The organism is Pantoea anthophila (assembly GCF_006494375.1).
Classification (GTDB): domain Bacteria; phylum Pseudomonadota; class Gammaproteobacteria; order Enterobacterales; family Enterobacteriaceae; genus Pantoea; species Pantoea anthophila.
This window is the reverse complement of sequence record NZ_VHIZ01000027.1, coordinates 39,674-52,098: the sequence shown is the minus strand read 5'-3', so window position 1 is coordinate 52,098 and position 12,425 is coordinate 39,674. Positions and strand designations below refer to the sequence as shown.

12 protein-coding genes are annotated in these 12,425 nt (G+C 59.3%); 7 read left to right on the top strand and 5 right to left on the bottom strand.

Annotation, left to right across the window (positions count from 1 at the left end):
* Window position 1 precedes the first annotated feature (1 nt).
* From FJW00_RS05190 to lplT, 3 genes are all read left to right on the top strand, one after another.
* Window positions 2-1,387, top strand: a complete 1,386-nt coding sequence (locus FJW00_RS05190) for an efflux transporter outer membrane subunit (protein ID WP_140923214.1) — start codon at window positions 2-4, stop codon at window positions 1,385-1,387.
* 91 nt (window positions 1,388-1,478) lie between these two features.
* Window positions 1,479-3,629, top strand: a complete 2,151-nt coding sequence (gene aas, locus FJW00_RS05185) for a bifunctional acyl-ACP--phospholipid O-acyltransferase/long-chain-fatty-acid--ACP ligase (protein WP_009092376.1) — start codon at window positions 1,479-1,481, stop codon at window positions 3,627-3,629.
* Window positions 3,626-4,816, top strand: coding sequence for a lysophospholipid transporter LplT (gene lplT / locus FJW00_RS05180; protein ID WP_009092375.1), 1,191 nt, complete (start codon window positions 3,626-3,628; stop codon window positions 4,814-4,816). The genes aas and lplT overlap by 4 nt, the downstream gene beginning before the upstream one ends.
* A 53-nt stretch (window positions 4,817-4,869) precedes the next feature.
* Here the strand turns inward: lplT and ridA are convergent, their stop codons facing one another.
* From ridA to argF, 4 genes are all read right to left on the bottom strand, one after another.
* Window positions 4,870-5,256, bottom strand: coding sequence for a 2-iminobutanoate/2-iminopropanoate deaminase (gene ridA, locus FJW00_RS05175; RefSeq protein ID WP_058957616.1), 387 nt, complete (start codon window positions 5,254-5,256; stop codon window positions 4,870-4,872).
* A gap of 72 nt (window positions 5,257-5,328) precedes the next feature.
* The gene (pyrI, locus tag FJW00_RS05170) at window positions 5,329-5,793 is read right to left on the bottom strand and encodes an aspartate carbamoyltransferase regulatory subunit (protein WP_009092371.1); all 465 of its coding nucleotides are present in this window, start codon (window positions 5,791-5,793) and stop codon (window positions 5,329-5,331) included.
* A gap of 12 nt (window positions 5,794-5,805) precedes the next feature.
* A complete protein-coding gene (gene pyrB / locus FJW00_RS05165) occupies window positions 5,806-6,741 on the bottom strand; it encodes an aspartate carbamoyltransferase (protein ID WP_009092369.1) in 936 nt (311 codons plus the stop codon).
* Between the two features lie 284 nt (window positions 6,742-7,025).
* Window positions 7,026-8,033 carry an ornithine carbamoyltransferase gene (argF, locus tag FJW00_RS05160; RefSeq protein WP_046101107.1) on the bottom strand — a complete coding sequence of 336 codons (1,008 nt, stop codon included), beginning with the start codon at window positions 8,031-8,033 and terminating at the stop codon, window positions 7,026-7,028.
* A 162-nt stretch (window positions 8,034-8,195) separates the two neighbouring features.
* Between argF and rraB the strand changes: the two genes are divergently transcribed.
* The 4 genes from rraB (at window position 8,196) to FJW00_RS05140 (ending at window position 11,914) form a co-directional block, all read left to right on the top strand.
* Window positions 8,196-8,612, top strand: a complete 417-nt coding sequence (rraB, locus tag FJW00_RS05155; RefSeq protein WP_009092365.1) for a ribonuclease E inhibitor RraB — start codon at window positions 8,196-8,198, stop codon at window positions 8,610-8,612.
* 56 nt (window positions 8,613-8,668) lie between these two features.
* Window positions 8,669-9,430 carry a tRNA isopentenyl-2-thiomethyl-A-37 hydroxylase MiaE gene (gene miaE, locus FJW00_RS05150; protein ID WP_140923213.1) on the top strand — a complete coding sequence of 254 codons (762 nt, stop codon included), beginning with the start codon at window positions 8,669-8,671 and terminating at the stop codon, window positions 9,428-9,430.
* Window positions 9,431-9,792: 362 nt separating this feature from the next.
* Window positions 9,793-11,112: an OprD family porin gene (locus tag FJW00_RS05145; protein WP_140923212.1), complete on the top strand. Its 1,320-nt coding sequence runs from the start codon at window positions 9,793-9,795 to the stop codon at window positions 11,110-11,112.
* 13 nt (window positions 11,113-11,125) lie between these two features.
* Complete coding sequence (locus FJW00_RS05140; protein ID WP_140923211.1) at window positions 11,126-11,914, top strand: histidine phosphatase family protein; 789 nt, start codon at window positions 11,126-11,128, stop codon at window positions 11,912-11,914.
* Here FJW00_RS05140 and FJW00_RS05135 read toward each other — a convergent pair.
* Window positions 11,909-12,418, bottom strand: coding sequence for a GNAT family N-acetyltransferase (locus FJW00_RS05135; protein ID WP_058957612.1), 510 nt, complete (start codon window positions 12,416-12,418; stop codon window positions 11,909-11,911). The two genes, FJW00_RS05140 and FJW00_RS05135, sit on opposite strands and share 6 nt — an antisense overlap.
* Window positions 12,419-12,425 lie beyond the last annotated feature (7 nt).

The window sequence follows — 12,425 nt, the reverse complement described above, 5'->3', positions numbered from 1 at the left end:
CATGAAACCTTTTATCCCGTTTATTGTGCTGCTGCTGGCTGGCTGTAGCGTGGGTCCCGACTATCAGCGCCCGGCGGTGGCGATGCCGGTTCACTATAAAGAGGCCCGGGGCTGGCAGCAGGCGACGCCGCTGGATGCGCAAAGCAAAGGCAAATGGTGGTCGGTCTACCATGACGCCACGCTAGACGGGCTGCTGAGCCAGGTGAGCGTATCGAATCAGAACGTGGCGACTTATGCCGCGCAGTACCGGCAGGCGCAGGCGCTGGCGGCGGAGTCTCGCGCAGCGCTGTTTCCTTCGCTGGGCTATGACGGCAGCGTGACGCGCAGCGGCAGCCATGCCACTGGCAGTAGCGTTCGCACCACCAGCAGCAGCCATCAGGCGGCGCTGAGTGCCAGCTGGGAGCTGGATCTGTGGGGCAAACTGCGGCGCACGCTGGAGGAGGATCGCGCCAGCGCCTCGGCCAGCGCAGCAGAGCTGGCCAATATTACTCTGAGCGCCCAGTCTGAGCTGGCACAGGACTATTTCCAGCTGCGCATCATGGATCAGAAAATCGCGTGCTATCAGCAGAGCGTTGATGCCTATCAGCGCTACCTGAACGTCATTAACAGCCAGTATCAGGCGGGCACCGCATCGCGTGCGACTCTGGCTCAGGCGCAGTTGCAACTGGAGAGCGCCAGCGCCTCGGCGCAGGATTATCAGTGGCAGCGCGCGCAGATGGAACACGCCATTGCGCTGCTGGTCGGCAAAGCCCCCGCTGACTTCACGCTGACCGCCGCGCCGCTGACCGCTACGCTGCCCGCGATTCCGGCAGCCCTGCCGGGCGAGCTGTTACAGCGCCGTCCTGACATCGCGTACGCCGAACGCAACATGGCCGCCGCCAATGCCGCCGTGGGGGTAGCGGTGGCCGGTTACTATCCCGACCTGACCCTGAGCGCCAGCGGGGGCGTCAGCGCTTCGGTGCTGCATTCGCTGTTCTCGCTGCCAAACCGCGTCTGGTCACTGGGGCCAGAGCTGAGCGGCACGCTGTTTGACGCGGGCGCGACCTCTGCCAGGGTCGATCAGGCGCGGGCAGCCTGGGATGCCAGCGTCGCGACCTATCGTCAGACGGTGCTGGCCGCGATGCAGGAGGTGGAAGATAAGCTGGTAGAGCTGAACACGCTACAGGGCGAGGTTGCCGCGCAGCAGCGTGCCACCGACGCGGCGCAGACCTCGGCGCGGGTGACGCGTCTGCAGTATGAGGCGGGCATGATTAACTACCTGGATGTGGCGACCACAGAGAACAGCAGCCTGAGTGCCCAGCAGAGTTTGCTGACGCTGCAGAGCACGCAGTGGGTCAGCAGTGTGGCGCTGATTGCCGCCCTTGGCGGCGGCTGGCAGGCACCCTGATACGGTGTCGGTGTGGCGATAATTCTGTTGTCGAACTGCCTCAAATCCTGCATCGTGAGGGCCTATTTTTCCCCGATGCTAAGGAGCCGGCATGGTTTTCACACTCTTGCGCCTCATCTTCCGCCTGTTATGGCGGGTCGAACTGCGTGGCGACGTCGCCGAACTGCATAAACAGAAGGTATTGATCACGCCGAACCATATGTCGTTTCTCGACGGCATATTGCTGGCGCTATTTTTGCCGGTCAGACCGGTCTTCGCCATCTACTCGACCATCGGCGAAAGCTGGTTTATGCGCCTGGTCAGACCGTTTATCGACTTTGTGCCGCTGGACCCGACCCGGCCGATGGCGCTGAAGCAGCTGGTGCGGCTGATCGACAGTGGCCGTCCGGTGGTGATCTTCCCGGAAGGGCGGATTACCGTCACCGGCTCGCTGATGAAGATCTACAGCGGGGCGGGCTTTGTCGCGGCCCGCTCGGGTGCGAACGTGGTGCCGATGCGGATTGAAGGCGCAGAGTTCACGCCGTTTGGTCGCCTGGCGGGCGTGTTCAAACGCCGCCTGTTCCCGCGCATCACCCTCTCTGTGCTGCCCGCCACCCGCATTCCGATGCCGGAGGCGAAACGGGCGCGCGACCGGCGTATGCTGGCCGGGGAGCATCTGCACCATATCATGATGGAAGCGCGCATGGCGGTGCGTCCGCGTGAAACCCTGTTTGAGGCGCTGCTCTCCGCCCGGACCCGCTACGGCGCGTTTAAGCGCTGCATCGAAGATGTCAGTTTCAAACCTGACAGCTACAACGGACTGCTGAAAAAGTCGCTGGGCGTGGGCCGGATTCTGGAGCGCTACAGTCAGCCGCGTGAAGTGGTCGGGCTGCTGCTGCCAAATACCACCGTCACGGCCGCAGCGATTTTCGGTGCCTCACTGCGTGGTCGCGTTCCGGCGATGCTTAACTACACCGCAGGCGTGAACGGTATGCGGGCGGCGCTGACCGCCGCGCAGATTAAAACGGTCTTCACCTCACGGCAGTTCCTGGAGAAAGGTAACCTGTGGCATCTGCCGCAGGGGCTCGGTGAGGTGCAGTGGATCTATCTGGAAGATCTGAAAGAGACGGTGACCGCGAAAGATAAACTCTGGATCGTCGCGCACCTGCTGATGCCGCGCCGCGCCCAGCTGCCGCAGCAGCCGGAAGATGCCGCGATGGTGCTGTTTACCTCCGGCTCGGAGGGCAATCCTAAAGGGGTGGTGCATTCGCATAAAAGCCTGCTGGCGAACGTCGAACAGATCCGCACCGTGGCGGACTTCACGCCGCGCGATCGCTTTATGTCGGCGCTGCCGCTGTTTCATGCCTTTGGCCTGACCGTCGGCCTGTTTACGCCGCTGATGACCGGCGCGCAGGTCTTTCTCTACCCCAGCCCGCTGCACTATCGCATCGTGCCGGAGCTGGTCTATGACCGCAACTGCACCGTGCTGTTTGGCACCTCCACCTTCCTGGGCAACTATGCGCGCTTTGCCGCGCCGTACGATTTTGCCCGCCTGCGCTATGTGGTGGCGGGGGCCGAGAAGCTGCAGGAGAACACCCGCCAGCTCTATATGGAGAAGTACGGCATCCGCATCCTTGAAGGCTATGGCGTCACCGAGTGTGCGCCGGTAGTCGCCATCAACGTGCCGATGGCGACGAAGGCGCACACCGTCGGACGGATTCTGCCGGGCATGGATTCACGGCTGATGTCGGTGCCGGGCATCGAGAACGGCGGACGGCTGCAGCTGCGCGGGCCAAACGTGATGAAGGGCTATCTGCGGGTCGAAAACCCTGGCGTACTCGAAGCGCCGGTCGCCGACGATGGTGAAGGCAATATGGAGGCGGGCTGGTATGACACCGGCGATATCGTCAGCTTCGATGAAGGCGGTTTCTGCCAGATTCAGGGCCGTGCCAAACGCTTTGCCAAGATTGCCGGTGAGATGGTGTCGCTGGAGATCGTCGAGCAGATCGCCCTGAAGGCGTCGCCGGACAAACAGCACGCCGCCTCACTGCGTCCCGATGGGCAGCGCGGCGAAGCGCTGGTGCTCTTCACCACCGACGCTGAACTGGCGCGCGACACGCTGCAGAAAGCGGCCCGCGAGCTGGGCGCGCCGGATCTGGCGCTGCCGCGCGACATCCGGGTGGTGAAACAGCTGCCGCAGCTCGGCAGCGGCAAACCTGACTATGTGACGCTGAAAAAGATGGCGGAAGAGGAGCAGACATGAGCCCTGATCGCACTGCACCGCTGATGTCACGCGGCATGATCGCCGTGATTGTCGCCCAGTTCTTTTCCGCCTTCGGCGATAACGCGCTGCTGTTTGCCACGCTGGCGCTGCTGAAAAGCCAGTTCTATCCCGACTGGAGCCAGCCGATCCTGCAGATGCTCTTTGTCGCGGCCTACATTTTGCTGGCGCCTTTTGTCGGTCAGGTGGCGGACAGCATGGCAAAAGGGCGGGTGATGATGCTCGCCAACAGCCTGAAGCTGCTGGGGGCGCTGACCATTTGCTTCGGCTTCAATCCGTTCATCGGCTATACCCTGGTCGGCGCGGGGGCGGCCGCCTATTCTCCGGCCAAATATGGCATCCTGGGTGAGATTACCCACGGCGAGAAGCTGGTCAAAGCCAACGGGCTGATGGAGGGCTCGACCATCGCCGCCATTCTGCTCGGCTCGGTGGCGGGCGGAATGCTGGCGGACTGGCATCTGCTGGCGGCGCTGGGGATCTGTGCGCTCACCTACGGCATTGCGGTCGCCGCGAACCTCTTTATCCCGAAACTGCAGGCGGCGCGGCCAGGCCAGAGCTGGCGGCCGGGCGTCATGGTGCGCCGCTTTTTCGATGCCGTTGGGCTGCTGTGGCGCGACGCAGAGACGCGCTTCTCGCTGCTCGGCACCAGCCTCTTCTGGGGCGCTGGCGTGACATTGCGTTTCCTGCTGGTGCTGTGGGTGCCGGTGGCGCTGGGCATCAGCGACAATACCACTCCCACCACCCTGAATGCGATGGTGGCGATCGGGATTGTGCTGGGAGCGGCGGCGGCGGCGAAGCTGGTGACGCTGGAGACGGTGCGCCGCTGCATGCCCGCGGGCGTCCTGATTGGCGTGATGGTCGTCGTCTTCTCGCTGCAGCATTCGCTGGTCAGCGCCTATCTCCTGCTGATGCTGATTGGCGCGCTGGGCGGTTTCTTTGTGGTGCCGCTGAACGCGCTGCTGCAGGCGCGGGGCAAAGAGAGCGTGGGTTCCGGCAACGCGATTGCGGTGCAGAATCTCGGTGAGAACAGCGCGATGCTGGTGATGCTGGGGCTCTATACGCTGGCGATAAAGGCGGGTGCGCCTGCTGTCGCAACGGGCGTCGGGTTTGGCGTACTGTTTGCGCTGGCGATAGCCGTACTGTGGCTGTGGCGACCGGCTAAGCGTTAAGCGCGTCACCGCCTCTCTCCGGCCTGCGCGGCGGAGAGAGGCGGACGGACGAATCAGCGACGGACCGCGATCGCTTCGATTTCAATCTTCACATCCTTTGGCAGACGCGCCACTTCGACACAGGAACGCGCCGGGAAGTGTGCGTCATGCTCGGTGAAAAACGCCTCATAGGTGGCGTTGACCGTGGCAAAATCATTCAGGTCCTTCACGAACACCGTGGTCTTCACGATATCGCCCACCTTCAGGCCCGCCGCTTCCACAATCGCCTTCACATTCTCCAGCGACTGACGCGCCTGTGCGGCAATGTCATCCGCCACCTGGCCGGTGACCGGATCGACCGGGATCTGACCTGAGGTGATGATCATGCTGCCCAGATCGACGCCCTGAACATAGGGACCGATCGCGGCAGGGGCTTTCTCAGTACTGATTTCACGGGACATCATGGCTCCTTTAATTATGTCATCAGGCGGCGGTGCCGCCGGTGTTGCCCATTATAAGGTCGGGCAGGGCGATTACCAGTGACCCAGCACCACGTGGCGGGCGAACTCTTTTTCGCAATATTTGCATTTGAGATGCACATCGTCGGCGCGCTGCTTCACGGCAAAACTGGAGAAGACCGGCTCGCTGCGGCTGATGCAGTTGCTGTTGGGACAGGTCAGCACCCGCTCGATGCGGTCCGGCAGCGTCGGGGCGATCTTGGCCACCACCTCATAGTCGTCGATGCGGTTAACCGTGGCATCGGGCGCATAGACCGCCAGCTGATTGATCTGATCGTCGGTGAGAAAGGTGTTTTCAATCTTGATCAGATCTTTGCGGCCCATCTCGCCTGACGGCAGATTCAGGCCGATGGTGATGCGCTGGTCGGTTTCGGTCAGCCGGAACAGAGAGAGCAGCTTAAAGCCGATCTGTGCCGGAATGTGGTCGATGACCGTGCCGCGTTTGATCGCTTCGACCTGCAATTTGTTGTCCTGCGTCATGATGAGATCTCCTTACAGGGCGAGTTCGCTGTTTAAAACCAGTGCCAGCAGAGCCTGGCGTGCATAGATGCCGTTACCCGCCTGCTGGAAATACCAGGCGTAAGGGGTGCTGTCGACATCGGTGGTGATTTCGTCGATGCGCGGCAGCGGGTGCAGCACTTTCATGTTGTCACGCGCCGTGGCGAGATCGGCGGCGCGGAGGATGAACTGCGCTTTGACGTTGGCATATTCAGACGGATCGAGCCGCTCTTTCTGCACCCGCGTCATGTAAAGAATATCGAGCTGCGGCATGACCTCTTCAAAGCTGTCGTGGCGTGACCAGGGAATACTCTTCTCGTCCAGCATGTCGGTGATATAGGCGGGCATCGCCAGCGCATCGGGCGCGATAAAGAAGAAGCGGTTGCCATCAAACTTCGCCAGCGCCTGGGTCAGGGAGTGCACGGTGCGGCCATATTTCAAATCCCCCACCATCGCCACGTTCAGGTTATTCAGGCGGCTCTGGGTCTCCTGGATGGTGAAGAGATCGAGCAGCGTCTGGGTCGGATGCTGGTTGGCCCCGTCACCGGCGTTGAGAATCGGGATGCCGCCGGAAAACTCCGTCGCCAGCCGCGCCGCGCCCTCCTGCGGATGACGCATCACAATCGCATCCACATAGGTGCCGATGACGGAAATGGTGTCGGCCAGGGTTTCGCCTTTTTTGCCCAGTGACGTGTTGCTGCCGTCAGCAAAGCCCACCGCTGACGCCCCCAGACGGTGAATGGCGGTTTCAAACGACAGGCGGGTGCGGGTCGAGGCCTCAAAGAAGCAGCTGGCAATCACCTTGTGCTTCAGCAGTTCCGGCTGCGGATGGGCTTTCAGCTGAGCGGCGGTGTGCAGCGCCAGCTCCAGCTCTTCACGACTGAGGTCGTTAATTGAAATGATGTGCTTGCGGTATAGCGGGTTAGCCATAACTCTCTCCTCTGCGCGGCCGGATTGCGGACAAAAAAAAGCCCCTGCTTAAGGGGCTTTTTTATGATCGGGTCGATGACCGAAAGAAACAGCAGCACCGCCTGCGGTCAGGCGTGATGGCGCGTCAAATTGTCCGCTGTGCTGTCGCATATTTCCTCCGGCAAATTGGGGCGCATTATACCCGTTCGCGGTGGCGCAGCAAGGGAAAACGTTTGCGCTGCGGAGAGGGCCGGGGCGGCAAACGGGTGACAACCTGTGGCGTCAGCCCGCCTGCCGCCGGACGATCAGCGCTGGCCCAGCGTGGCCACCATCACCGCTTTGATGGTGTGCATCCGGTTCTCGGCCTGGTCGAAGACAATGCTGTGCGCCGACTCAAACACCTCGTTGCTCACCTCCATGCCGTTGGGCAGATCGTACTGCTCCGCCATCTGCTGACCCAGCGTGGTCTGATCGTCATGGAAAGCGGGCAGGCAGTGCAGGAATTTCACCTGCGGATTGCCGGTCAGATCGAGCATCGCCCGGTTAACCTGATAGTCACGCAGCAGGGCGATACGCTCTGCCCAGACCTCTTTGGCTTCACCCATCGACACCCAGACATCGGTGTAGATGAAGTCTGCGCCTTTGACGCCGTCAGCAATGTTGTCGGTGAGGGTGATGGTTCCGCCGGTCTGACGGGCGACCTCACGGCACTCTGCCACCAGTTGCGCCTCGGGCCAGCAGCTTTCCGGGGCCACCAGGCGCAGATCCAGTCCGGTCAGCGCCGCCGCTTCCAGCATGGTGTTGCCCATGTTGTTGCGTGCGTCACCGACATAGACCAGCGTCATGTCACTGAGTTTTTTGCCCGGCAGGTGCTCCTGCATGGTCAGCAGGTCGGCCAGCAGCTGGGTCGGGTGAAATTCGTCTGTCAGGCCGTTCCAGACCGGCACACCGGCATGTTCCGCCAGCGTTTCAACCAGCGCCTGACCGTAACCGCGATACTGGATGCCATCGTACATCCGGCCCAGCACCCGCGCCGTGTCGCGCATCGACTCTTTATGGCCGATCTGGCTGCCACTCGGGCCGAGATAAGTGACGTTAGCACCCTGATCGTAAGCGGCAACTTCGAAAGAGCATCGGGTACGGGTCGAGTCTTTTTCGAAGATGAGCGCGATGTTTTTGCCTTTCAGGTACTGCACTTCGCTGGCGCTTTTTTTCGCCTGCTTTAATTCAGCGGAAAGGGTAAGCAGGTGATCCATTTCGGCGGGGGTAAAATCCAGAAGCCTGAGGAAATGGCGCTGATACAGCTGACTCATACAACACTCCGGTAATCATTAAAGTGAATTAAAATTCAATCTAACCGTATGAATATGCATTTTCAAGAGCGGGTGCCAATAAACTTGTCGTTTTGTGTAGTGGCGCGACAGGCAGTGTGGGAAAATAGCGGTTTATTGCCGAACTCAGAGAGGAACATCGTTATGGCATATGAAGCATTGCTGGAAGAGCAGCGTGAAGAGACGCGGCAGATTATCGAAGAACTGCTGGAGGATGGCAGCGATCCCGATGCGCTCTATACCATCGAGCACCATCTCTCATGCAATAATTTTGATTCGCTGGAAAAAGCGGCCGTTGACGCCTTTAAGCTGGGTTATGAAGTGACCGAGCCGGAAGAGCTGGAGCTGGAAGATGGCACGACCGTCATGTGCGTTGACATCCTCAGCGAATCGGCGCTGAAAGCGGAACTGATCGATGTGCAGGTTGAGCAGCTGGTTAACCTGGTCGGTAAATACAACGTCGATTATGACGGCTGGGGCACCTATTTCGAAGATCCCGATGCCGAAGAGGAAGATGACGACGCTATCGACGATGAAGATGATGATGGTGTTCGCCACTAAGTCGCCCGGGCGGAGCCCTCTCCGCCTCTTACCTTCTCCTGCTCTGTTCTGACATCATGAATTACGCACCGCTACTCGAACCGATCTGTCAGTTTCTGCACTGCCGCACGCCGCAAGCCTGGATTGATGAGGCGCGCAAGCCGGAAAACCTGACCCTGCTGCTGACCGACCATCTGGTGTGCGAACTGAAAGCCGCGCAGACCGCGGTATGGTTAATCCGTAAGTATGTGGCCGACAAGCCGAGCGGCGAGGCGATTCTCGCCTGGCTGAAACCCTATGAAGACTTCATCTTCCGCGAAGATGGCGACAGCGACTTTATCAATGCCCATAAAAATCTGACCAAACGCATCATCGTGCGCAATGCGCTGCCCTGGGCCGATGAGCTGGTGGAAAAGATGGTGCTGCTGATTAAAGAGGAGCTGCATCACTTCTATCAGGTGTGGGAGATTATGCAGTCACGCGGACTGGTCTATCAGAAGATCACCTCCAGCCGCTATGCAAAATCTCTGCTGCGTGAGGTGATCACCCATGAGCCGGAAACGCTGGTGGATAAGCTGATTTGCGGCGCTTACATTGAGGCGCGCTCCTGCGAACGTTTTGCCAGTCTGGCTCCCTGGCTGGATGACGAGCTGGCGAAGTTCTATCTGTCGCTTCTCCGCTCCGAGGCGCGCCACTATCAGGATTACCTGACGCTGGCCGCGCAGATCGCGGCAAAAGATATCGCGCCACGGGTGCAGGCAATTGGCCAGGTCGAGGCGAAGCTGATTAGCGAGCCGGACACGGAGCTGCGTTTTCACAGCGGCGTACCCGCCTGGTGAATCCCTGAGGGCACCCTGATCGGGGTGTCTCTTTTTCTGGTTGGGTGATCGCGTTTATATTTTCTGCGTGGCGCTGTTTTAAATAACGCGCTGTGTAACGCTTTATTTTAAATCACGCTGGCAGACAAAGATATTTTGTGCCACCTATCACATAACGGCTTTTTTACGCTGACTTTCCGCCCTTAAATAAATATAGTCCCGGAGTCAGTGCGGGATTGTTATTTTTTTTAAGCAAAACCCGACTCACTGCCCTTTTTAACAGAGGGCAGTGGGTCGGGTTTTTTTATGGGTTAACGGCACCAGGTCACCCTTATTGTCATGGGGGGACGGATTTTTAATATCGCCAGGTGAAGGACTTCATAATGAAAGGAAAACGTTATTCTCTGTTATTTGTTTCGCTATTTTTGACCCTTTGCTGGGGAAATGTTAATGCGTCCGGCATTCAGACCTCCTCCGGATTATGGCGTGACGCTGCGCTCGATCTCAGACTGCGCAACCACTGGAAGTATCTCAAGGAGAACGAAGCACAGCCCACTGCGGTTCACAACGCCTGGGGCCAGGCCGCGACGTTCGATTTTCGTTCCGGTTATCAGTGGGACCTGCTCGGGTTTGATGCGACCTACACCCGCGCCGTACGCCTGGGCGCCAGCGACTACTTCTCCACGCGTGGTCTGCTCTATGACAGCGGCGGGAACATGGAAAAGCGGGATGCGCACGGCTTCAGCAAGTTCAGTCAGCGCTATCTTAAGCTGAAGCTCGGCAACCGCGCGCTGCGGTTCGAGGGGAAGGCGGGCTGGCAGGAACTGAAAAATATCGGTGTGCTGACGACCACGGATCGCCTGTCGCGCAACAGCTATGCCGGCTACAGCGGTGCCGTGACGTGGCAGAATGCCCGGCTGGATCTTGCCATGGTTAACAAAGCCATACGGCACGACTCGGGTAAAACGCTGGCGCTGCAAACCCAGGCCCGGCAAAAAATCGACGCCATTTACACCGCGGCGCTGAGCTACAAAGATAGCGGTCACGCGCTGGCCTATGCGTTTGGCGAGGCCGAACGCTATCAGCGCCGTCATGTCATTGAGGCAGGCTATTCCCTCTCGCCACACTGGTCACTGGCTTCGCAGATCTATGGCAGCCAGGCGCTGGAAAAGTATAAAAGTATGCCCGCCAGCAAAAGAACCTTTGATCACCAGGCATGGCACTATGTCGGGGAGGCCATCTGGAAGCAGGGCGCCTGGACGCAGAGGCTGGCTGCTGGCTGGACATCCGCCCCTAAAAAGCAGGCGGTGGGATATTATGCCCGACCCCTGACTAAAAATACCCGGGGACGTTTCACTTCACTGACCTCCGCGGGCAAAGATTATATGCGCGACAGAGAGCTGGCGCTGGTCTCTCTGAGTCAGTATGAAATTGCAAAAGGGATCAGCAGCGGAATACAGCTTAATTATGGTCAGTTCCATTATCGTAATAACCTTGTGCGAACCGGCGAGGTTTCATTAATTAATCAGTTCAGTAATCAGCATCCCACCTTTAAACATCTGACGCTATTTACGCTGACCGGTTATGGCTGGTCATATAAAAACAGTAAAGAGACTCCGCGCCTGAATAGTCAGGGAAAAGTTCAGCGCTCCCGCAGTTTATCCGCCGAAGTGGTCATTCAATATAAATTCAATCTTTTTTAACCCGGAGAGTAAAATGAAAACGAAACTGAAAACCCTGATGTTAATTGCCCTCATCTCCGTCAGCACTGCCGGCTCCGCCTGGGCCGCGGATGTGATGCTCTATGTGACCCGGCATGGCAAGACCATGTTTAACACGGTGCATCGCGCTCAGGGATGGGCCGATACGCCGCTGACCGCTTCCGGCGCCGCGGTTGCAGAGCAACTGGGACGGGGTTTACAGCCGTTGCCCTTCGTCGCGGCCTGGTCCAGCGATTCGGGTCGGGCGAGGGAAACCGCGCAGCTGGTGATGAAGAACTGGAAAAATCCGCCTGTACTGAAAGAGATGAAAGGGCTGCGCGAGGTGGGATTTGGCCTTTATGAAGGCGATCTGGATAAAAATCTGATTACCGCTGCCGCCCTTCAGGCGGGTTATCCCTCCGACACGGCGCTGCTGGAGGCATTCAGCGCCGGTAAAATTCAGATGGACAGGATGATCGATGCGATTCATGAGGCGGAAGCCGCAGGCACGCCATCGCTGCCAGGGGTTAAATCCTCCGGCCAGGCCGAAACCTATCAGCAGGTAGCTAAGCGCATGGTGGAGAGTATTACGGCTATCGCGAAGCAGGCGCAGCAGCAGGGCGGAGGCAATGTGCTGGTGGTCAGTCACGGTATGGCTATCACCACGCTACTGCAGGCGCTGGGCAATACTTCGTTACGCGAGCAGCTTAAGAATGCCAGTGTGACGCTGCTGCGCTACACCGATAACGGGCAGTTCAAAATCGAGTCCATCAACGATATGCGTTACGTGGAGCGCGGTTTATAAGGTCTTCAGCATGCGCACTTCGCAATCCACATGGCCGGTGCAGCCCATTGCGCCTTCGATGTGTGCAAAGCCCAGCGACTCATAGAGTCTGATGGCGCGGGTCAGGCTGGCGGTGGTTTCAAGGTAGCAGCGACGGAAGCCGTGGCTGCGTGCATGATCCATCGCCCGCAGTGCCAGCTCGCGCGCCAGGCCCTGGCCGCGCACCACGGGCAGGAAGTACATTTTCTGCAGTTCGCAGATGTCTGGCGCACTGCAGGCGAGAGGCGCCACGCCTCCGCCGCCCACCACCTTGCCCTGATACTCAACAATCCAGTAGGCGCTCTGATCGGCACTGTAGAGCTCAAACAGCTGGTCGAGCTGGGGATCGGAGACGGTATAGCCCTTGTCAGCCGTCAGCCCAAATTCCGCCGAAACAACGCGGATGACATGAGCGATATGCGGATTATCGGCGGCAGTAATCGGCCGCACCTGGAGGTCAAAAAGCGGAGTGGCGCTGGTCGTCATCATCTCT